This is a genomic window from Variovorax sp. P4_B11 (genome assembly GCF_056402355.1).
This window is the reverse complement of record NZ_JBFUHO010000019.1, coordinates 62,826-81,677: the sequence shown is the minus strand read 5'-3', so window position 1 is coordinate 81,677 and position 18,852 is coordinate 62,826. Positions and strand designations below refer to the sequence as shown.

Annotated in this window: 20 protein-coding genes; 15 read left to right on the top strand and 5 right to left on the bottom strand. The window is 69.8% G+C overall.

Going from position 1 to position 18,852, the window contains the following annotated elements; all coding sequences use genetic code 11:
- The first annotated feature begins 17 nt into the window (after window positions 1–17).
- From AC1DYD_RS18410 to fabG, 7 genes are read left to right on the top strand one after another with little or no spacing between them, the layout of a single operon-like run.
- The gene (locus tag AC1DYD_RS18410) at window positions 18–965 is read left to right on the top strand and encodes an acyl-CoA synthetase (protein WP_478174186.1); all 948 of its coding nucleotides are present in this window, start codon (window positions 18–20) and stop codon (window positions 963–965) included.
- Window positions 937–1,575, top strand: a complete 639-nt coding sequence (locus tag AC1DYD_RS18405) for a LolA-related protein (protein WP_478174185.1) — start codon at window positions 937–939, stop codon at window positions 1,573–1,575. The genes AC1DYD_RS18410 and AC1DYD_RS18405 overlap by 29 nt, the downstream gene beginning before the upstream one ends.
- Window positions 1,572–3,962: an MMPL family transporter gene (locus AC1DYD_RS18400; protein WP_478174184.1), complete on the top strand. Its 2,391-nt coding sequence runs from the start codon at window positions 1,572–1,574 to the stop codon at window positions 3,960–3,962. The genes AC1DYD_RS18405 and AC1DYD_RS18400 overlap by 4 nt, the downstream gene beginning before the upstream one ends.
- A 16-nt stretch (window positions 3,963–3,978) precedes the next feature.
- The gene (locus tag AC1DYD_RS18395; RefSeq protein WP_478174183.1) at window positions 3,979–4,806 is read left to right on the top strand and encodes a polysaccharide deacetylase family protein; all 828 of its coding nucleotides are present in this window, start codon (window positions 3,979–3,981) and stop codon (window positions 4,804–4,806) included.
- The gene (locus AC1DYD_RS18390) at window positions 4,803–5,552 is read left to right on the top strand and encodes a class I SAM-dependent methyltransferase (protein ID WP_478174182.1); all 750 of its coding nucleotides are present in this window, start codon (window positions 4,803–4,805) and stop codon (window positions 5,550–5,552) included. The genes AC1DYD_RS18395 and AC1DYD_RS18390 overlap by 4 nt, the downstream gene beginning before the upstream one ends.
- A complete protein-coding gene (locus tag AC1DYD_RS18385) occupies window positions 5,549–6,016 on the top strand; it encodes a hotdog family protein (RefSeq protein WP_478174181.1) in 468 nt (155 codons plus the stop codon). The genes AC1DYD_RS18390 and AC1DYD_RS18385 overlap by 4 nt, the downstream gene beginning before the upstream one ends.
- Window positions 6,013–6,744: a 3-oxoacyl-ACP reductase FabG gene (gene fabG / locus AC1DYD_RS18380; protein WP_478174180.1), complete on the top strand. Its 732-nt coding sequence runs from the start codon at window positions 6,013–6,015 to the stop codon at window positions 6,742–6,744. Before AC1DYD_RS18385 ends, fabG begins: the two co-directional genes overlap by 4 nt.
- Before the next feature lie 260 nt (window positions 6,745–7,004).
- Here fabG and AC1DYD_RS18375 read toward each other — a convergent pair whose 3' ends face one another.
- The 4 genes from AC1DYD_RS18375 to AC1DYD_RS18360 are packed head-to-tail and all read right to left on the bottom strand — an operon-like array spanning window position 7,005 to window position 9,765.
- Complete coding sequence (locus AC1DYD_RS18375; RefSeq protein WP_478174179.1) at window positions 7,005–7,781, bottom strand: glycosyltransferase family 2 protein; 777 nt, start codon at window positions 7,779–7,781, stop codon at window positions 7,005–7,007.
- The gene (locus tag AC1DYD_RS18370) at window positions 7,748–8,545 is read right to left on the bottom strand and encodes a lysophospholipid acyltransferase family protein (RefSeq protein ID WP_478174178.1); all 798 of its coding nucleotides are present in this window, start codon (window positions 8,543–8,545) and stop codon (window positions 7,748–7,750) included. Before AC1DYD_RS18370 ends, AC1DYD_RS18375 begins: the two co-directional genes overlap by 34 nt.
- Before the next feature lie 15 nt (window positions 8,546–8,560).
- Window positions 8,561–9,592 carry a chorismate transformation FkbO/Hyg5 family protein gene (locus tag AC1DYD_RS18365; protein ID WP_478174177.1) on the bottom strand — a complete coding sequence of 344 codons (1,032 nt, stop codon included), beginning with the start codon at window positions 9,590–9,592 and terminating at the stop codon, window positions 8,561–8,563.
- Window positions 9,589–9,765 (bottom strand): hypothetical protein, encoded by a 177-nt coding sequence (locus AC1DYD_RS18360; RefSeq protein WP_478174176.1) that lies wholly within the window; start codon window positions 9,763–9,765, stop codon window positions 9,589–9,591. The genes AC1DYD_RS18365 and AC1DYD_RS18360 overlap by 4 nt, the downstream gene beginning before the upstream one ends.
- Window positions 9,766–9,923: 158 nt before the next feature.
- Between AC1DYD_RS18360 and AC1DYD_RS18355 the strand changes: the two genes are divergently transcribed.
- The 8 genes from AC1DYD_RS18355 to rng all read left to right on the top strand — a co-directional run bounded on the left by AC1DYD_RS18355 (window position 9,924) and on the right by rng (window position 16,916).
- The gene (locus tag AC1DYD_RS18355) at window positions 9,924–10,649 is read left to right on the top strand and encodes a YebC/PmpR family DNA-binding transcriptional regulator (protein WP_478174175.1); all 726 of its coding nucleotides are present in this window, start codon (window positions 9,924–9,926) and stop codon (window positions 10,647–10,649) included.
- 25 nt (window positions 10,650–10,674) lie between these two features.
- Window positions 10,675–11,970 carry a phosphoribosylamine--glycine ligase gene (purD, locus tag AC1DYD_RS18350; RefSeq protein ID WP_478174174.1) on the top strand — a complete coding sequence of 432 codons (1,296 nt, stop codon included), beginning with the start codon at window positions 10,675–10,677 and terminating at the stop codon, window positions 11,968–11,970.
- Window positions 11,970–12,905, top strand: coding sequence for an oxygen-dependent coproporphyrinogen oxidase (gene hemF / locus AC1DYD_RS18345; protein WP_478174173.1), 936 nt, complete (start codon window positions 11,970–11,972; stop codon window positions 12,903–12,905). The genes purD and hemF overlap by 1 nt, the downstream gene beginning before the upstream one ends.
- The gene (nadD, locus tag AC1DYD_RS18340; RefSeq protein ID WP_478174172.1) at window positions 12,896–13,516 is read left to right on the top strand and encodes a nicotinate (nicotinamide) nucleotide adenylyltransferase; all 621 of its coding nucleotides are present in this window, start codon (window positions 12,896–12,898) and stop codon (window positions 13,514–13,516) included. The genes hemF and nadD overlap by 10 nt, the downstream gene beginning before the upstream one ends.
- Entirely contained in the window at window positions 13,516–14,184 is a 669-nt protein-coding gene (gene rsfS / locus AC1DYD_RS18335; protein WP_478174171.1) for a ribosome silencing factor, read from the top strand. Before nadD ends, rsfS begins: the two co-directional genes overlap by 1 nt.
- Window positions 14,181–14,648, top strand: a complete 468-nt coding sequence (gene rlmH, locus AC1DYD_RS18330; protein ID WP_093107651.1) for a 23S rRNA (pseudouridine(1915)-N(3))-methyltransferase RlmH — start codon at window positions 14,181–14,183, stop codon at window positions 14,646–14,648. Before rsfS ends, rlmH begins: the two co-directional genes overlap by 4 nt.
- Before the next feature lie 123 nt (window positions 14,649–14,771).
- A complete protein-coding gene (locus tag AC1DYD_RS18325; protein ID WP_478174170.1) occupies window positions 14,772–15,383 on the top strand; it encodes a Maf family protein in 612 nt (203 codons plus the stop codon).
- A 6-nt stretch (window positions 15,384–15,389) separates the two neighbouring features.
- Complete coding sequence (gene rng / locus AC1DYD_RS18320) at window positions 15,390–16,916, top strand: ribonuclease G (RefSeq protein ID WP_478174169.1); 1,527 nt, start codon at window positions 15,390–15,392, stop codon at window positions 16,914–16,916.
- A gap of 120 nt (window positions 16,917–17,036) precedes the next feature.
- On the opposite strand, the gene msbA is transcribed toward rng, so the two are convergent.
- Window positions 17,037–18,821, bottom strand: a complete 1,785-nt coding sequence (msbA, locus tag AC1DYD_RS18315; RefSeq protein ID WP_478174168.1) for a lipid A export permease/ATP-binding protein MsbA — start codon at window positions 18,819–18,821, stop codon at window positions 17,037–17,039.
- Between the last annotated feature and the right edge of the window lie 31 nt (window positions 18,822–18,852).

The window sequence follows — 18,852 nt, the reverse complement described above, 5'->3', positions numbered from 1 at the left end:
AGCACGGAGCTTGCCTTATGAGCCGAAGGGCCGACTGGTCGCGCGCGCCGGAGCGCAGCAACCTGCTGGCGCTGCGCATCATCTGTGCGATCGCGATCCTGTGCGGGCGGCCGCTGACGCGACTGATCCTGCACCCGATCTCGCTCTATTTCCTGTTGTTCTCGCCGACCCCGCGGCGCCACATCAAGCGCTACCTGTTCCGGGCCATCGGCCCCAAGGCCGGCTGGGCCGACGGCTATCGTCTGCTGCATGCCTTCGCCTCGACCGTGCTCGACCGGCTCTATTTCCTTCGCGGGCGGATGGACCTGTTCGACATCCGCGTCTACGGCAACACGCCGGTCGAGGTCGAGGTGAAAGCCGGCCGCGGCGCCTTCCTGCTCGGCGCGCACGTCGGCAGCTTCGAGGCGCTGGGGGCCTGCAAACACCGCGCCCCCGATCCGGCCGACCTGCGGCCGGCGATGCTCATGTACCCCGACAACGCGCAGCAGATCAACGCGGTGCTGAATGCCATCAGCCTGCCCGAGCTTCGGCCGCACGTCATCGCCCTCGGCCGGCCGCACTCGATGCTGGCGCTGCGCGACTGGCTCGATGGCGGTGGCCTCGCGGGGCTGCTGGCCGACCGCACGCTGGCCGGGCCCGAAGAAGCGGGCCAGCAGCGTGGCAGCAGCATCGAGGTCTCCTTCCTCGGCCAGCCGGCGCTGTTCAACGACGGGCCTTTCCGGCTGGCCGCCTTGCTGCGACGCAAGGTCTTCTTCATGGCGGGTCTGTACGTGGGCGGCGCCCGCTACGATGTGCTGTTCGAGCCGCTGGCCGACTTCAGCGAGCGCGTGAGCGACCCCGCCGAGCGGGAACGGCGCATCCGCGCTGCGCTCGAAGCCTATGTGGCGCGGCTCGAGGCCCTGTGCCGCGCCTACCCGTACAACTGGTTCAACTTTCATGATTTCTGGCTCGAAGATCCGCATTGAACGCTGGGGCAGGGCGCTGCTCGCGGCCCTGGCGCTGGGTGCATCCCTCCATGCGTCCGCCTGGGCCTTCGACCTGCCTGAACTGATGGGCCTGCTGGCGCAGCAGAAGAGCGGCGAGGCGCGATTCACCGAACAGCGTTTCGTTCGCGGCCTCGAGGGCCCGCTGGACGCCAGCGGCGTGTTGAGCTTCACCGCTCCGGATCGGCTGATGCGCCGCACGCTGTCGCCGCGGCCGGAGACGATGAGCGTCGAAGGCAACACGCTGACCCTGTCGCGCAGCGGCCGCACCCGCACGCTGGCCCTGGACAGCATGCCCGAGCTGCTCGGCATGGTCGAAGCCCTGCGGGGCACCCTCAGCGGCAACACCCAGGGCCTGCAGCGCTATTTCCGCAGCACGCTGTCGGGCTCCGCCGGCGGCTGGACCCTGGACCTGGAGCCGATCGACCCGCGCCTGGCAGCCCAGGTGCGCTCGATGCGCCTCAGCGGCCGCGGCGGCGAGGTGCTGGGGATCGACATGGAGTTCATCGGCGGCGATCGCTCGGTGATGCGCATCACGCCCGAACGCGGCGCCGACGCTGCCGCCTCGACGTCCACCCGCTCCGCCCCGTGACCCGAGGCGCCGCCGCACCCGGTCGCCGCCGCGTTGCGCTGGCCCTCGGCCTCTGGCTGCTGGCGCTGGCCGCCGGCATTGCGCTGATCGCCCGCACGCACTTCAGCGCCGACCTGTCGGCCTTTCTGCCGGCCAGCCCCGACGCGCGCCAGCAGGTGCTGATCGAGCAGCTGCAAAGCGGCATCGCCTCGCGCACGATCTTCATCGGCATCGAGGGCGGCCGCGATGCGGCGCAGCGCGCGGCGGTGTCGCGGGCGGTGGCCGGCGCGATGCGCCGGAGCAGGCTGTTCGACCTGGTCCAGAACGGTGACGCCAGCGATTGGAAGGACACCGGCCCCTGGGTCTTCGAGCACCGCTATCTGTTGTCGCCCGCGCTGACCCCCGAGCGCTTCACCGCCAACGGACTGCGCGACGCGATCGTCGACAGCCTGTCGATGCTCGGCACGCCGGCGGGCAATGCGCTCAAGCCGTTGCTGGAGCGCGATCCGACCGGCGAGACGCAGCGCATTGCCGAAGGCCTGATTCCGGCAAGCTCGCCGCGCAGCGAGGAGGGCGTCTGGGTGTCGCGCAGCACGCCGCGGGCGTTGATCCTGGCCACCAGCCACGCCGCGGGCAGCGACCTCGACGCCATCGCCCAGGCGATTGAAACGGTGCAAGGCGCCTTCGATGCCGCCACTCGCGACATGGCCGCAGCCGGTCCGAAGCTCGAGATGACCGGGGCCCCGGTGTTCTCGGTGCAGAGCCGCGACCAGATCAAGTCCGAGGCCATCCACCTGGCAGTGGTCGGCGGGATCGTGATGGGCGCCTTGCTGCTGCTGGCTTTCGCCTCGCCGCGGGCGCTGGTGATCGCGCTGCTGCCGGTGGCCACCGGCGTGGCCGGCGGCACGGCGGCGGTGAGCCTGGTCTTCGGCGAGGTCCACGGCCTGACGATGGGCTTCGGCAGCACGCTGATCGGCGAGACCGTCGACTACGCGATCTACTACCTGATCCAGGCGCGCGGCGCCGCCGTCGCCGGCACCGGCTGGCAGCGCTGGCGCGACATCCATTGGCCCACGGTGCGCCTCGGCTTGCTGACCTCGGTCTGCGGTTTCGCGGCCCTGGTGTTCTCGGGTTTCCCGGGACTGGCGCAGCTCGGCGTGTTCTCGATCGCGGGCCTGATCGCGGCGGCGCTGGTGGCGCGCCACGTGCTGCCCGTGCTGGCGCCGGATGGCGCCACCGGCATGGGCATGCGGCGCCAGATGGCGCTGCTGGCGGGCTTCCTGGTGCGCGGGCTGCCGCGCCTGCGCTGGCTGCTCTCGGGCCTCGGCGTGGCGGCGCTGGGCCTGGTGCTGTGGCAGGGCGGTTACCTGTGGCGCGCCGACCTGGGCGCGATGAGTCCGGTGCCCAAGGCGATGCAGGCGCTCGACGCCGAGCTGCGCGAGGACATCGGCGCCAGCGACGGCGGCACGCTGATCGTGGTCCGCGGCGCCGACGTCCAGGCCAGCCTGCGCAGCACCGAAGCGGCAGGCCAGCGCCTCGATGCATTGGTCGACAAGGGCGAACTGGCCGGCTTCGAGATCGTCACCCGCGTGCTGCCGAGCGAGGCGGCGCAGACGGCGCGCATCGCGAGCCTGCCCGATGCCGCGACCCTGCGCGGCCGCCTCGTCGAAGCCACCCACGGCCTGCCGCTGCCGGCCTCGCGGCTGGAGCCCTTCATCGCCGATGTCCAGGCGGCCAAGACCCAGCCGACGATCCGGCGCGCCGACCTGCAGGGAACGCCGCTGGACGCGGTGGTCGGCGCGCTGATGTTCGAGCGTGCCGGTGGCGGCTGGTCGACGCTGATCTCGCTGCATCCCGGGGCCGGCTTCGACTCCAAACGGCTGTCCGCAGCGCTCGACGGCCTGTCCGACGTCCAGGTGGTCCATGTCGGCGACGAGCTGTCCGGGCTCTACAAGCGCTATCTGCGCGAGGCTTTCATGCAGGTCATGCTGGGGGCCCTGGCGGTGGTGGTGCTGTTGGCCCTCTGGCTGCGATCGGGACGCCGCCTGCTGGCGGTCTGCTTGCCGCTGGTGGTGGCGGTGGTGCTCACGCTCGGCGGCATGGCGGCCCTGCAGGTGCCGCTCGGCATCCTGCATCTGGTCGGACTGCTGCTGATCGTGGCAGTCGGGTCGAATTACGCGCTGTTCTTCGACCAGCTGCGCGAAACCGGCCGCGCCGACGAGGACACGCTGGCTTCGCTGATGCTGGCCAATCTGACGACCGTGGTGTCCTTCACGTTGATCGCGATTTCCGACATCCCGGCCCTGTCCTCGATCGGCCGCGTGGTGGCGCCCGGCGCGCTGCTGGCACTGCTGCTGTCGGCGGCTTTCGCGCGTGCCCCGGCGCCGGCCCGAGGCGGCCGTCGCTGATGGGAAAATCGGCACCATGACTTCCGTCGTTCCCGCCCTTCGTTCCGGCCCCTGGCCCTGGCCGCCGCTGGTGCGTGCCAGCGTCGGCTGGCACCTGCTGGCCCTCGCAGTCGCCTTGACCGTGCCCGGTGCCATCCCCTGGGCCATCGGCGCCGTGCTGCTGAACCACGTGCTGATCACCGTCGCCGGCCTGACGCCGCGCAGCAGCCTGCTGGGGCCGAACCTGACGCGGCTGCCGCCGGCCGCCGAGGCGCGGCGGGAGGTCGCGATCACGATCGACGACGGCCCCGATCCGGAGGTCACGCCGCAGGTGCTCGACCTGCTCGACGCGCACGGGCAGCGCGCCACCTTCTTCTGCATCGCCGAGCGCGTGGCCGCGCATCCGGCGCTGGCGCGCGAGATCGTGGCCCGCGGCCACAGCATCCAGAACCACACGGCACGGCATCGTCACAATTTCTCGCTGCTCGGGCCGCGCGGCTTCGAGGCGGAGATCGCACGCGCCCAGCAACTGCTGTTCGACGTCACCGGCGAGCGGGCGAGTTGCTTCCGGGCACCGGCCGGGTTGCGCAACCCCTTCCTGGCGCCGGTGCTGCATCGGCTGGGCCTGTGCCTGGTCAGCTGGACGCGGCGCGGTTTCGACACCCGCGAGCGCAGCGCCGCCACCGTGCTGGCGCGGCTCACGCAGGACCTGAGGGCCGGCGACATCCTGCTCCTGCACGACGGCCATGCCGCGCGAACGGACAACGGGCGCGCCGTGGTGCTGGAGGTTCTGCCGCCGCTGCTCGCGCGCCTGCGGACCGACGGCCTGCGCGCCGTGACGCTGCCCGAGGCCCTGGCCGCATGACAGGCGCCGTGTCCACGGACGCCGCATGGCGCCAGATCCACGCGCACGCGACCGCGCCGTACCGCCAGGCCGGCAAGTTCGCCTGGAACTTCGCGCGCGGCAAGCTGGGGCGCGATCCGGTCTTTCGCGGACTGATCGAACGCGGCCTGATCGGTGTGCACCGGCGCCGCGTGGTCGACATCGGCTGCGGACAGGGGCTGTTCGCGAGTCTTCTGGCGACGCTCGAGACGATGCAGTCGCGGCCCGGCGCATGGCCCGCATCCTGGGCCGCGGCGCCGGCTTCCGTCCGCTACACCGGCATCGAGCTGATGCCGAAGGACGTGGCGCGCGCCCAGGCCTCGATCGGACACCTGCAGCCGGCGCCGGAGTTCCTCTGTGCCGACATGTGCAGGGCCGAGCTGCCGCCCAGCGATCTGGTCGTGATCCTCGACGTGCTTCACTACGTCGACCTCGACGCGCAAGAGGGCGTGCTGCGCCGCGTGCGCGAAGCCCTGCAGCCTGGTGGACGCCTGCTGCTGCGCGTCGGCGATGCCGCCAGCCGCCGCGGCTTCGCGATCAGCCAGTGGGTCGACCGCACGGTGACGCGGATTCGGGGCCATCGCGTGTCGCCGACCTGGGGCCGCCCGCTCGACGCCTGGATGGCGCTGCTGGAGCGCCTGGGATTCACGGTCCGCAGCATTCCGATGAGCGCGGGCACGCCCTTTGCCAACGTGCTGCTGGTGGCCGATATCAAGGAAGCCGAATGACCGCACCCCAGACCCTCGACCGCGCCGGCATCGCCCGGCGCATTCCCCACAGCGGCACCATGTGCCTGCTCGATCGGCTCGCCTCCTGGGACGCGCAGGCGATCCATTGCACGACCGCCACGCATGCGCATCCGGACAACCCGCTGCGCACCGCCTCGGGATTGATGTCGCCCAACCTGATCGAATATGCGGCGCAGGCCATGGCGCTGCATGGCGGCTTGCTGGCGCCGGAGGGCAGCGAGCCCTCGGCCGGTTTCCTGGCCAGCGCCCGCAACGTGCGGCTGAGCGTGGCGCGCATCGACGACATCGACGGCGAACTGCACGTGCATGCCCAGCGGCTCACGGGCGATGTGAGCCAGATCCTCTATCAATTCGCGGTCAAGGATGCCGCCGGCCGCGCCCTGGCCGAAGGCCGCGCCGTCGTCGTCCTGAACACCCCGCTCGCCATGGAAAGCAACGCATGAGTCTCATCGGAAAACGCGCCCTGATCACCGGCGCCAGCGGCGCCTTGGGCGCGGCGATTGCCCAGCGCCTGGCGCGCGACGGCGCCAGCGTGCTGCTGCATGCCAACTCGCGGCCCGAGTCGGTCGAACAACTGGCCGCGACCATCGCTGCCGCCGGCGGCAAGGCCGAGTGCGTGGTCTTCGACCTGCGCAGCGACGAGGCCGCGCAGGCGGCCTGCCAGCGCCTGCTCGAGGGCGGGCCGGTGCAGGTTATCGTCAACAACGCCGGCGTGCACGACGACGCGGTGCTGCCGGGCATGCGGCCCGAGCAATGGCACAAGGTGATCGATGTCTCGCTCAACGGCTTCTTCCGCGTGACGCAGCCGCTGCTGCTGCCGATGCTGCGCACGCGCTGGGGCCGGATCCTCAACATGTCTTCCGTGGCCTCGCTCACCGGCAACCGGGGGCAGGTCAACTACGCCGCAGCCAAGGGGGCGCTCAACAGTGCGACCAAGGCGCTGTCGCTGGAAGTGGCGGCGCGCGGCGTGACGGTGAATGCGATCGCACCGGGGATCATCTCGTCGCCGATGGCGGATGGGGTGTTCGACGCGGCGATGATCAACCAGATGGTGCCGGCGAAGCGCGCCGGGACGCCTGACGAGGTTGCTTCGCTGGCTGGGTTCCTGGCGAGCGACGAGGCGGCCTATATCACGGGGCAGGTGATCTCGATCAACGGCGGGATGATTTAGGGCTTGTTTCGTTGCTCTTCGCCCTTTGGAAGGGCGCCCGTCACGCGGTACGGGCCGAACGACCCCACTGCGCCGGCCCTTCGGGCTCCCTTGCGCTGCTCGCCTTTCGCGGGGTCTCGCTCAAACTCGCTCCGCTCAAACAGTCGCGAGCCCTGATCCGCGAAAGGCTGCGCTGCTCAGCGGCGCAGAGGGGATCGCCCGTCCCGCACCGCATGCCGGGCTCAGGGGTGTTCAAAGGCCCGCCGCCGCCGCGCGCAAACTCAAGCCTGAAACGGCGGCGCCCGCCGCAGCTTGCGAATCACCAACCCAGGCAGCCGCAGCACGAACTCCACCATCAGCCGCGTGTGCATCCAGGTCAGCAGCAGGTTGTCGCGCCCGTAGCGAAAGTGCGAGACACCGCCTTCCTCGGCAGTGAGGTACTTCACCGGCGCATCGATGTTGACCGGCTTGACGCCGCGCCAGGCCAGGCGCACGACAGCCTCGGTGTCGAAGTCGAAGCGCCGCATCCACGGTTGCCGTGCCATGACCGCGATCAGGTCCGCCACCGGGTACACGCGGAAGCCGTAGAGCGAGTCGCCGATGCCCGCGAACAGCGTCTCGAGCTGGGTCCAGCCGTTGGAGACGCGTCGCCCACGCACCCGCAGCAGCGGCGCACTGGCATCGAAGACCGGGCGCCCGAGCACCATCGTCTCGGGCCGATCCTGCGAGGCTCGCATGAAGGCCGGGATCAAGTCCGCCGGGTGCTGGCCATCGGAATCCATCGTCAGCGCATGGGTGTAGCCGGCTTGCTGCGCCTCGCGCAGTCCGCGCAGCACCGCCGCACCCTTGCCCTGGTTGTGCGGCAGGAGCCAGACACGCAGGCCGGGGTCGTCCTCGGCCATCCGCTGCAGCCGCTCTCCGGTGCCGTCGGTGCTGCCGTCCACCACCACCCACACCGGATTCCATTGCGCGCGTGCCGCCTTGACCGTGGAGAACAGGCGTTCGCCCGTGTTGTAGCTCGGGATCAGGACAAGGTGGGTGCGCGAGACGTCTGGCATGCGGGCCGCGCTTCGGGGGCGCGCTGTTCCATGGATTGGCGGTAATAGAGTTCGATCTGCTGCAGCAGCGCGTTGCTGTCCTGCGACGGCGCGAAGCGCTGGCCCAGGCTCAGGCGGAACACGATCGGCAGCGGCGGCACGCGCCACAGGGGCCAGCCCTTGCCCAGGTACGGCGTATCGGTGTCGATGAAGACGGTCTGGATCGGTGCCTGGGCCAGCTTGGCGATCAGCGTGACGCCCGGCCTGAAGGTGTTCAGCGGCGGCGTCACGGTGCGCGTGCCCTCGGGGAAGATCACCAGTTGGCCGCCGCTGCGCAGGTCGTCGACCGCCAGGCGCACCATGGTGCGCGCCGAGTCGTTGCGGATGTAGCGCGCCAGCCGGGCGCCCGCGCCGAGGAAGATGTTGCGCATCAGGTCGGCCTTCATGATGCAGGCGCTGCGCGGCAGGCGCGCCACCAGCAGCAGGGCATCGAGCATGGTCGGATGGTTGGCGACGAAGATCAGCCCGCGCTCGTCGCGCAGGGCATCGAGGCAGTCGGCCTCGATGCGCATCATGCCGCTGAACGAGGCGGCGGCCCAGAAGACCCGGTAGGCGCGGGCGATCACGCTGCGGCCGAGTGCGCGGCCGGTGGCTTCCGGCAGCAGCGGATAGAGCAGCATTGCAAGAACGTTCCAGACCAGCGAGATGGCGCCGAGCAGCAGCAGCAGCGCGTACAGCGGCAGCGCGAACGGGATCGAGAGTCCCAGGCGAAGCAGCCGGTTCATGAAAGGCCCGGACCGTCAGGCGCGCAGTGCGCCGGGTGCGACCGCATGGGCCTCGATCTCCACCAGCAGGTCCTGGCGGCAGATGTCGGCTTCGAGGTAGACCGCATGGCTCACCGTGTGCGCTGCCGGGCCCAGCGCCTCTTCGAGGGCCTGCCGCACCCGGGGGGCGTCCGCGGCATGGCGCACGTAGACCACGCAGTCGAGCGCCGCCAGGTCGAAGCTGGCGCTGGTGCGCGCGTTGGCCGCCGCAATCACGGCGGCAAGGTTGCGCAGCGTCTCGTGCACCTGGGGCAGCAGTTCGCCCACATGCACGGTCTCGTGGCCGACGATGCTCGCCGTGCCCGAGATGAAGAGCGCGACATCGCCGCCGCCGATCTCGGCCAGTGCTGCGCGCGAGAAGGTCGGCGCCCGCGGCCCGTAGGCCGGCGGGTAGCGGTAGGCGGAGACCTGGCGCGGGTTCTCGACCGCGAGCGCAGCCGTATGGCCGGCCAGGAAGCGGATGCTCAGCGCGCCCTGGTGGATGCCGAGGGCGCAGGCGGCCGGGGCGCCGTCGAAGACGGACTGCCCGGCGTCGACGAAGGCCTGCTGCCGGCCGGCGTTGAACTGCCGGTAGCGCTCCATGCCGCCGCCATCGCCGTTGATCTGCGGCAGGTAGTTCCAGATCCGAAGCAGATGGCTGCAGCCGGTCTCATCCAGCGCAGCGAACAGATCGCGGTAAGCGCGCTCCGCCAGCGCGGCGACGCCGGTCCGCTCGACGCTCTCGTCGAGGTCGATGGCGCCGAGCGTCCAGTGGCCATCGCTGCGCCAGCGCACCACGCCGGTGGTGCCCGACTCGACGTGCTCGCCGGCATGCCAGACATCGGCCATCGCGGCGGCGCCGGTCAGTACGCGGGCGTTCACGGTCGGCATCCAGGCCAGGCCATGGGGCGTGCCGTAGCCGAGCGCACCGAAAGGGGCGACGGCGCCGGCCGCGAGGGCCAGGCTGTCGGTCAGGCTGAGGCGCTGCACGCGCAAGGGCGGTGCGCCAAGAGGGATTCGTGCGGTCATTGGGCCTCGACGATGTTTTCGCCGGCGAGCGGCCCGAGATCGCGGATGTTGCGCCGCCGCTGCCAGGCATGGCAGGTCGGGCGCGGATGGGTGGCACCCCCGCCGATCACGAGCACGTCGCAAGTCTCCCTCGCGGGCAGGGCGGATTCGGGAATCGTCGGGGGATTGTTCATGCGCGTGGGCTGGGAAATGGGTCGTGCAGGAGGCGCATCAAGCGGGGATTATCCCAAAAAGGCATCGGCGCTCCTGTCGGACGGACCCGGCAGTTGCGCCCGCCGGACAGTAAACTCGCTGCCTGGATTGAAAACACAATATTGCGAGAGATAGAGCCATGGCCGGACATAGCAAATGGGCGAATATTCAGCACCGGAAGGGCCGTCAGGACGAAAAGCGCGGCAAGCTCTGGACCCGCGCCATCCGTGAAATCATGGTCGCCGCGCGCACCGGCGGCGGCGACCTGGGCGCCAATCCGCGGCTGCGGCTGGCGGTCGAGAAAGCCAAGGCGGTCAACCTGCCGATCGACACCATCAAGCGCAACATCGACAAGGCCACCGGCAACCTCGAAGGCGTCAACTACGAGGAGATCCGCTACGAGGGCTACGGCATCGGAGGCGCCGCCATCATCGTCGACACCATGACCGACAACCGCGTGCGCACCGTCGCCGAAGTGCGCCATGCCTTTTCCAAGCATGGCGGCAACATGGGCACCGAAGGCTCGGTGGCCTTCCAGTTCAAGCATTGCGGCCAGTTCGTCTTCGGGCCCGGCACCAGCGAGGACAAGGTCATGGAAGTGGCGCTCGAGGCCGGTGCCGAGGACGTCGTCGCCGACGACGACGGCGCGATCGAGGTGCTGACCGCGGTCGCTGATTTCGAGGCCGTCAAGAACGCCCTCGAGGCCGCGGGCCTCAAGCCCGAGGTGGCCGAGGTCACGATGCGGGCCGAGAACACCATCGAGCTCGCGGGCGAAGAAGCCGCCCGCATGCAGAAGCTGCTCGACGTCCTGGAAGACCTGGACGACGTGCAGGACGTCTATCACAACGCCGCGTTGTCCGAATGACGGCCCGGCGAACGAAAGCCCGCGAATGAAGGTACTGGTGATTGGAGGCGGCGGCCGCGAGCACGCCCTGGCGTGGCGTCTGGCGCAGTCCGACCGCGTCAGCCGGGTCTGCGTGGCGCCGGGCAACGGCGGCACGCGCTCCGACACGCGCTACGAATGCGTGGACCTCACGGCGCCGGCCGAGCTGCGGGCCTGGGCCCAGAAGGAAAAGATCGGCCTGACCGTGGTCGGCCCCGAGGCGCCGCTGGCGGCCGGCGTGGTCGACGAGTTCCGCGCCCACGGCCTGCGCATCTTCGGGCCGACCCAGGCCGCGGCGCAGCTCGAAAGCTCCAAGGCCTTCTCGAAGGCCTTCATGAAGCGGCACGCGATTCCGACCGCCGAATACGAGGCCTTCACCGACGCCGCGGCGGCCCATGCCTACGTCGACGCCAAGGGCGCGCCGATCGTGGTCAAGGCCGACGGGCTGGCGGCCGGCAAGGGCGTGGTGGTCGCCACCACGCCGGCCGAGGCGCACGAGGCGATCGACTTCATGCTGCTCGACAACAAGTTCGGCGTCTCGCACAACGAGGGCGGCGCGCGGGTCGTGATCGAGGAGTTCCTGCAGGGCGAGGAGGCCAGCTTCATCGTGCTGTGCGACGGCAAGAACGTCACGGCGCTCGCCACCAGCCAGGACCACAAGCGCCTGCTGGACGGCGACGAGGGACCCAACACCGGTGGCATGGGCGCTTACTCGCCGGCGCCGGTGGTCACGGCCGAGGTCCATGCGCGGGCGATGCGCGAGATCATCCTGCCGACCATCCGCGGCATGGAGAAGGATGGCATTCCCTACACCGGCTTCCTCTATGCCGGGCTCATGATCGACGCCAAGGGTCATCCCAAGACGCTGGAGTTCAACTGCCGGATGGGCGACCCCGAAACGCAGCCGATCATGCTGCGCCTCAAGTCCGACCTGTTCGAAGTCTTCTGGCACGCGACCGACGGCACGCTCGACCAGGTCGAGCTCGAGTGGGACCGCCGTGTGGCGCTCGGCGTCGTGATGGCCGCCCACGGCTATCCATTGGTGCCGCGCAAGGGCGACCGCATCAGCGGCATTCCGCCCGAGGCGCCCGACGCCGTGGTGTTCCATGCGGGCACCACGCTCGATGGGGGCGAGCTCACCACCAGCGGCGGCCGCGTGCTGTGCGTCACGGTGCTGGCCGACAGCGTCAAGCAGGCGCAGCAGCGCGCCTACGCGGTGGCGGCGCGCATCCAGTTCGACGGCGCCCAGTACCGCAAGGACATCGGGCACCGCGCGGTCCACGCACGCAGCCCCCAGGCCTGATGCCAGGCAGCGCAGACACCGGTGAGGCCCGTCCGGAAGCGGTGGCGGCCTACCTGCGCGGCCTGCAGCAGCGCATCGTCGAAGCGATCGAGGCGGCCGATGGCGGCCGCTGCGTTCGCGACCCCTGGCAGAAGGAAGCCGGCGAGCCGCTGCAGGGCAGCGGCCTGACCTGCATCCTCGAGGGCGGTGCGCTGTTCGAGCGCGCCGGTTGCGGTTTCTCGCAGGTGCGCGGGCCCCGCCTGCCGCCCTCGGCGACCCAGCACCGGCCCGAACTCGCCGGCGCGCCATTCGAGGCGATGGGCGTGTCGCTGGTCTTCCATCCGCGCAATCCCTACGTGCCGATCGTCCACATGAACGTCCGCATGCTGGCCGCGCTGCCGAAGGATTCCGCGCCGGTCTGCTGGTTCGGCGGCGGCATGGACCTGACGCCGTGCTACGGCTTCGAGGAAGACGCGGTGCATTTCCACCGCGGCTGCCGCGATGCGCTGGCGCCTTTCGGCGATGACAAGTACCCGCGCTTCAAGACCTGGTGCGACGACTACTTCACCTTGAAGCATCGCAACGAGCAGCGCGGTGTCGGCGGCATCTTCTTCGACGATTTTTCCGAGGGAGGCTTCGAACAGAGCTTCGCGCTGCTGCGCTCGGTCGGCGATGCCTTCCTGCCGGCCTACCTGCCGATCGTCGAGCGGCGCCGCGACATGCCGTACGGCGAGCGCGAGCGCGCCTTCCAGCTCTACCGGCGCGGCCGCTATGTCGAGTTCAACCTGGTCTGGGACCGCGGCACGCACTTCGGCTTGCAGTCGGGCGGACGCACCGAATCGATCCTGCTGTCGATGCCGCCGCTGGCCAGCTGGGCCTATCGCCAGGAGCCCGAGCCGGGCAGCCCCGAGGCGTCGCTGTACAGCGACTTCATCATCCGGCGCGAATGGCTCTGAGTCCACCGCGCGTCGGTGTCTTCGGCGGGGCCTTCGATCCGCCGCACGACGCGCACGTGGCCCTGGTGCGGGCGGCGCTGGCGCAGCTGGGCCTGGCCGAGCTGCGCATCTTTCCGACCGGGCAGGCGTGGCACAAGGAACGTACGCTGAGCGCTGCCGACGACCGTCTCGCCATGGCGCGACTGGCTTTCGACGCCATCCCCGGCGTGGTGGTCGACGCCCGCGAGATCCTGCGTCCCGGCCCGACCTACACGCTGGACACGCTGCGGGAACTGCAGCAGGACCTGCCCGGCGCTCATCTGGTGCTGATCGTGGGGGCCGACCAGGCCTTGTCGCTGCCGCGCTGGCACGGTTTCGAGGCGATTCTCGCGACCGCTATAATTTCGGTAGCAAATCGCGCAACTGCCACGGGCCCCTCCGGCCCATTCGATCCCGGAATGCTGGCACCCCTGCCGTCCGGCGCGCGATTCGAGCAACTCCAAATCCAGCCGATGGACACCAGCGCGACCGATATCCGGGCGCGCGCTGCGCGTGGCGAGGACCTCCGTGGTCTGGTTCCGACGGCGGTTGCACGCTATATTGACAGACACCACCTCTACCGACCCGCCTGATGACCACTGAAGCCGCCGCAAAAAAAGACATCCAGAAACTCCAGAGGGCCATCGTCGACGGGCTCGAGGACGTCAAGGCGCAGGACATCCAGGTTTTCGACACCGAACATCTCTCGCCCCTGTTCGAACGCGTGATCGTCGCTTCGGGCACCTCCAACCGCCAGACCAAGGCGCTGGCCTCCAGCGTGCGCGATGCGGTGCGCGATGCCGGCTTCCACAAGCCGCGGGTGGAGGGCGAGGCCAACGGCGAGTGGATCATCGTCGACTGCGGTGCGGCCGTGGCGCACATCATGCAGCCTGCCATCCGCCGCTACTATCACCTCGAGGAGATCTGGGGCGACAAGCCGGTGCGCACCAAGCTCGGCGCCGCCAAGCCGGTGGCCGCCGTCCAGGCCAGCGAAGAGAAGGCGCCTGCCGCCAAGAAGGCGCCCACCTCGCTGCGCCGCTCCAGCGCCGCCAAGACCGCGATCCGCTCCGCCGAGCAGGCCGCCAAGCTCGAGAAGCAGAAGCCCGCGGCCAAGAAGACCGCGGCGCGCAAGACCGCCGGGGCCAAGACGCCGGTGAAGACCGTGGTGGTCAACAAGGCGCCGGCCAAGAAGGCGGCCGCGAAGAAGGCCGCTCCCGCAGCGAAGAAGGCCGCACGCAAGACGACCTCGCCGAGGTCATGAAGCTGCTGGTGGTCGCGGTCGGGCAGCGCATGCCCGACTGGGCGCAGACCGCCTGGGACGACTACGCCAAGCGCTTCCCGCCCGAACTCAAGCTCGAACTGCGCGCGGTCAAGACCGAGCCGCGCGGCTCCAAGACGCTCGAGACGCTGTATGCCGCCGAGCGGGAGCGCATCGAGGCGGCGATCGCCAAGGGCATGCGCATCGTCGTCCTCGACGAGCGCGGCACGGCGCTGACCACCAAGGCGCTGGCTGCGCGCCTGCAAGCCTGGCAAGGCGAGGGCGATGACGTCGCGCTGGTGATCGGCGGGCCCGACGGGCTCGATCCCGCGTTCAAGGCCGCTGCGCACGAGCGCATCCGGCTGTCCGACCTGACCCTGCCGCATGCGATGGCGCGCGTGCTGCTCGTCGAGCAGCTGTACCGCGCGTGGTCGGTCAATGCCGGCCATCCGTACCACCGCGAATGAGCGCCGCCCGGCCGCCCGAAGGCGCTCGCACCGCAGCGCGCAGCATGGAGGTTGCCTGATGAGCGCCGCGCCGGGCCGCCCCAAGCAAGCTCGCACCGCAGTGCGCAGCACGAAGGTACTCCAGTGAGCGCCGATTCCCCTTTCATCTACCTCGCATCGCAGAGTCCGCGCCGCGCCCAGCTGCTCGGGCAACTCGGTGTGTCGCATGAACTGCTGCTGGCCATGGCCGACGAGGACACCGAGTCGCTCGAGGCCGTGCAGCACGGCGAATCGCCCACCGCCTACGTGCAGCGCGTCACGGCCTTGAAGCTCGATGCCGCCGTGTTGCGGCGCGAGCGCCGCGGCCTGTTGGCGGCTCCGATCCTGTGTGCCGACACCACCGTGGCGATCGGCCGCACGATCCTCGGCAAGCCGGAGGACGGCGCCGATGCCGAGCGCATGCTGGCGCTGCTGGCGGGCCGCACGCACCGCGTGATGACCGCCATCGCATTGCAGCATGGCGACCGGCGGCTGGCTGCGCTGAACGTCTCGCACGTCCGCTTCGCGGCGATCGGCCCGGCGCAGATCGCTGCCTATGTCGCCGGCGGCGAACCCCTCGGCAAGGCCGGGGCCTATGCCATCCAGGGCCGTGCCGCGGCCTTCATCGAACACATCAGCGGCTCGCATTCGGGCATCATGGGACTCCCGATGTTCGAGACTGCGGCGTTGCTGCGCCTGGCCGGCTTCGAGATCTAGAACAACATGCAAGACATCCTGATCAACTGGTCCCCCCAGGAGACCCGCGTCGCGCTGGTCGAGCACGGCGCCGTGCAGGAACTCCATGTGGAGCGCACGCTGGAGCGCGGGCTGGTCGGCAACGTCTACCTGGGCAAGGTGTCGCGCGTGCTGCCGGGCATGCAGTCGGCCTTCATCGACATCGGCCTCGACCGCACGGCTTTCCTGCACGTGGCCGACATCGTGGCGCCTTTCACACCGGGTTCGCGGCCGAGCACGCAGGCGCCCGAGCGCGACCATCGCAACGGCGGCGCCATGGTGCCCATCGAGAAGCAGGTGTTCGAGGGCCAGTCGCTGCTGGTGCAGGTCATCAAGGACCCGATCGGCACCAAGGGCGCTCGGCTGTCGACCCAGATCAGCATCGCCGGCCGGCTGCTGGTCTTCCTGCCGCAGGACAACCACATCGGCGTCTCGCAGAAGATCCCGCCCGACCTGCGCGACGCGTTGCGCGGCCGCATGCAGGCGCTGATCGAGGCCGCCGCGGCGGCCGACAGCGGCGGCGTGGTGCCGGCCAACACCGGCGGCTTCATCCTGCGCACCAACGGCGAGGATTCGAGCGACGCCGAGTTGGCCGAGGACATCGCCTACTTGCGCAAGACCTGGACCCGCATCCGCGAGCTGTCGGCGCGCATGCCGCCGATGTCGCTGCTGCACCAGGACCTGAGCCTGCTGCAGCGCGTGCTGCGCGACATGACCAGCGAGGACACGCAGACCATCCGCATCGACTCGCGCGAGCAGTTCGATTCGCTGCTCAAGTTCGGCCTCGAGTTCATGCCGCAGGCGGCCGGCAAACTGCAGCTCTACAAGGGCGAGCGGCCGATCTTCGACCTCTACTCGATCGACGAGGAGATCGCCAAGGCGCTGGGCCGCCGGGTCGACCTGAAGTCGGGCGGTTACCTGGTGGTCGACCAGACCGAGGCACTGACCACGGTCGACGTCAACACCGGCGGCTTCGTCGGTGCGCGCAACTTCGACGACACCATCTTCAAGACCAACCTGGAGGCGGCACAGGCGATCGCGCGGCAACTGCGGCTGCGCAACCTGGGCGGGATCATCATCGTCGACTTCATCGACATGGCGCGCGACGACCACCGCGAGCAGGTGTTGGCCGAGTTCCGCAAGCAGCTCGCGCGCGACCGCGTGAAGACCACCGCCGGTGGCTTCTCGCAACTGGGCCTGGTCGAGATGACGCGCAAGCGCACCCGCGAATCATTGGCCCACATGCTGTGCGAGCCCTGCCTGGCCTGCAACGGGCAGGGCATCGTGAAGACCGCGCGCAGCGTGGCCTACGACGTGCTGCGCGAGATCCTGCGCGAGGCGCGGCAGTTCACGCCGCGCGAGTTCCGCATCGTCTCGTCGCCACAGGTGATCGAGTTGTTCCTCGACGAGGAGAGCCAGCACCTGGCGGGCCTGAGCGACTTCATCGGCAAGCCGATCTCGCTGCAGGCCGAGCCCGCGATGGGCCAAGGCCAGTACGACATCGTGTTGTTATAACTCGCCCCCAGGTTGGCTCACTGCGTGTAGCCGCCCACCCCCGACCGGGGGCAACACCAGCGGCCTGGCAAAGCCAGTTCCGCGGTGTTTCACCAGCGGGCGTGGCTGCGCCGGCCGCGGTCAGAGGGTCGCGGCTTGTCCGGGTGGCGCCGTGCGGATGGCGTTGGTCTGCAGCCGCGCGTAGAGGCCGTCGAGCGCCATCAACTGTTCGTGCGTGCCGTGCTCGGCGATGCGGCCGTGCTCCATCACGACGATGCGGTCGGCATGCTGGATGGTCGAGAGGCGGTGGGCCACGATCAGCGTGGTGCGGCCCTGCATGAGGCGCTGCAGCGCCTCCTGCACCTGCCGCTCGGATTCGGTGTCGAGCGCGGACGTGGCCTCGTCGAGCAGAAGGATCGGCGCGTTCTTGTAGAGAGCCCGCGCAATGGCCAGCCGCTGGCGCTGGCCGCCCGACAACTGCGTCGCGTTGTGGCCCAGCACGGTGTCGATGCCCTGCGGCAGGGCCTCCACATGCACCGTGAGATTGGCGGCAGCGATGCATTCGAGCACCCGGTCGCGGTCGATCGCCGCACCCAGCGCCACGTTCGCCGCCAGGCTGTCGTTGAGCATCACCACGTCCTGGCTGACCATGGCGAACTGCGCGCGCAGGCTGGCCAGCTGCCATTCGCCGACCTCGTGGCCGTCCAGCAGCACTTCGCCGGCGCTGGGCAGTACGAAGCGCGGCAGCAGGTTGACCAGCGTCGTTTTTCCTGAGCCTGAAGGGCCGACGAAGGCGACCACCTCGCCGGGCTCGATCGCGAGGCTGACCCCATCGAGCGCGCGCGCCTCGTCGTCACCGCGGTAATTGACGCGCACCTGGCGCAATTCGATGTGGCCGGCCGCGCGTTCGAGCACGAACCGGCCCTGCATTTCCGAGGGGACCTCGTCGATCAGTGCGAGGCCGCGTTCGAGCGCCGCCAATCCGCGTGTGATCGGATTGGCCATGTCGGCGAGGCGCCGGATCGGTGCGATCAGCATCAGCATCGCGGTCACGTACGAGATGAAGCCGCCGACGGTCAGTCCCTTCTCGCCGGCCTGCCAGAGCGCGATCATCACGACGATCGACAGCGCGAAGGCGGCAAAGAGCTGGGTGAGCGGCGTCATCGCGGCCTGGGCGATGGTCGACTTCACGGCCAGGCGATTGAGGCTGTGGCTCAGCCGCTCGAAGCGTTCGCTCTGGCTGGCTTCGGCGCGATGCAGGCGCACCATCCTGTGGGCGAGCACGTTCTCCTCGACCACGTAGGCCAGTTCGTCGGTGGCGTGCTGGCCGAGGCGCGTCAGGTGGTAGAGCCTCTTGGACAGCACCTTCATGATCCAGGCCACGCCCGGCACCATCACGCCGACGATCAGCGTGAGCTTCCAGTTCAGGTAGACCAGGTAGAACAGCAGCGCGACGGTCACGAAGCCGTCGCGCGACAGGCTCAGCAGCGCCTGCACCAGCAGCAGCGCGCCGGTCTGCACCTCGTAGACCACCGTGTTCGCCAAGGTGCTGGCCGACTGGCGCGAGAACAGTCCCAGTTCCGCTTCGAGCAGGCGCTTGAACAACATGCGCCGCAGTCCCTGCATGCCGTCGTTGGCGATGCGCGCCAAGGCGTATTGCGAAATGAATTGCGCCACGCCGCGCACCAGGAACAGCAGGATGATCGCGACCGGCACGATCCACAGCGCCAGCTGTCCGCGCGTGAAACCGCGGTCGAACAGTGGCTTCAGCATGGCCGCCAGGAGAGGTTCGGTGAGCGCGGCGACCGCTGCGGTCACGATGCCCACGGCCCACCAGCGGCGCGAGCCACCGAACCAGGTCATCAGGCGCGCGAGTCGTCGCGTCAAGGGGGGGCGCACCGTATCGGTGGCGGGGGAGGGCTGCATGGCGGCGCATTCTACGGCGCGCATCCTGTAG

Excerpts from the sequence above, each read along its gene's own strand:
- AC1DYD_RS18410 (WP_478174186.1), top strand. The coding sequence starts at position 18 with ATGAGCCGAAGGGCCGACTGGTCGCGCGCGCCGGAGCGCAGCAACCTG.
- AC1DYD_RS18405 (WP_478174185.1), top strand. The coding sequence starts at position 937 with ATGATTTCTGGCTCGAAGATCCGCATTGAACGCTGGGGCAGGGCGCTG.
- AC1DYD_RS18395 (WP_478174183.1), top strand. The coding sequence starts at position 3,979 with ATGACTTCCGTCGTTCCCGCCCTTCGTTCCGGCCCCTGGCCCTGGCCG.
- AC1DYD_RS18390 (WP_478174182.1), top strand. The coding sequence starts at position 4,803 with ATGACAGGCGCCGTGTCCACGGACGCCGCATGGCGCCAGATCCACGCG.
- AC1DYD_RS18385 (WP_478174181.1), top strand. The coding sequence starts at position 5,549 with ATGACCGCACCCCAGACCCTCGACCGCGCCGGCATCGCCCGGCGCATT.
- fabG (WP_478174180.1), top strand. The coding sequence starts at position 6,013 with ATGAGTCTCATCGGAAAACGCGCCCTGATCACCGGCGCCAGCGGCGCC.
- AC1DYD_RS18375 (WP_478174179.1), bottom strand. The coding sequence starts at position 7,781 with ATGCCAGACGTCTCGCGCACCCACCTTGTCCTGATCCCGAGCTACAAC.
- AC1DYD_RS18370 (WP_478174178.1), bottom strand. The coding sequence starts at position 8,545 with ATGAACCGGCTGCTTCGCCTGGGACTCTCGATCCCGTTCGCGCTGCCG.
- AC1DYD_RS18365 (WP_478174177.1), bottom strand. The coding sequence starts at position 9,592 with ATGACCGCACGAATCCCTCTTGGCGCACCGCCCTTGCGCGTGCAGCGC.
- AC1DYD_RS18360 (WP_478174176.1), bottom strand. The coding sequence starts at position 9,765 with ATGAACAATCCCCCGACGATTCCCGAATCCGCCCTGCCCGCGAGGGAG.
- AC1DYD_RS18355 (WP_478174175.1), top strand. The coding sequence starts at position 9,924 with ATGGCCGGACATAGCAAATGGGCGAATATTCAGCACCGGAAGGGCCGT.
- purD (WP_478174174.1), top strand. The coding sequence starts at position 10,675 with ATGAAGGTACTGGTGATTGGAGGCGGCGGCCGCGAGCACGCCCTGGCG.
- hemF (WP_478174173.1), top strand. The coding sequence starts at position 11,970 with ATGCCAGGCAGCGCAGACACCGGTGAGGCCCGTCCGGAAGCGGTGGCG.
- nadD (WP_478174172.1), top strand. The coding sequence starts at position 12,896 with ATGGCTCTGAGTCCACCGCGCGTCGGTGTCTTCGGCGGGGCCTTCGAT.
- rsfS (WP_478174171.1), top strand. The coding sequence starts at position 13,516 with ATGACCACTGAAGCCGCCGCAAAAAAAGACATCCAGAAACTCCAGAGG.
- rlmH (WP_093107651.1), top strand. The coding sequence starts at position 14,181 with ATGAAGCTGCTGGTGGTCGCGGTCGGGCAGCGCATGCCCGACTGGGCG.
- rng (WP_478174169.1), top strand. The coding sequence starts at position 15,390 with ATGCAAGACATCCTGATCAACTGGTCCCCCCAGGAGACCCGCGTCGCG.
- msbA (WP_478174168.1), bottom strand. The coding sequence starts at position 18,821 with ATGCAGCCCTCCCCCGCCACCGATACGGTGCGCCCCCCCTTGACGCGA.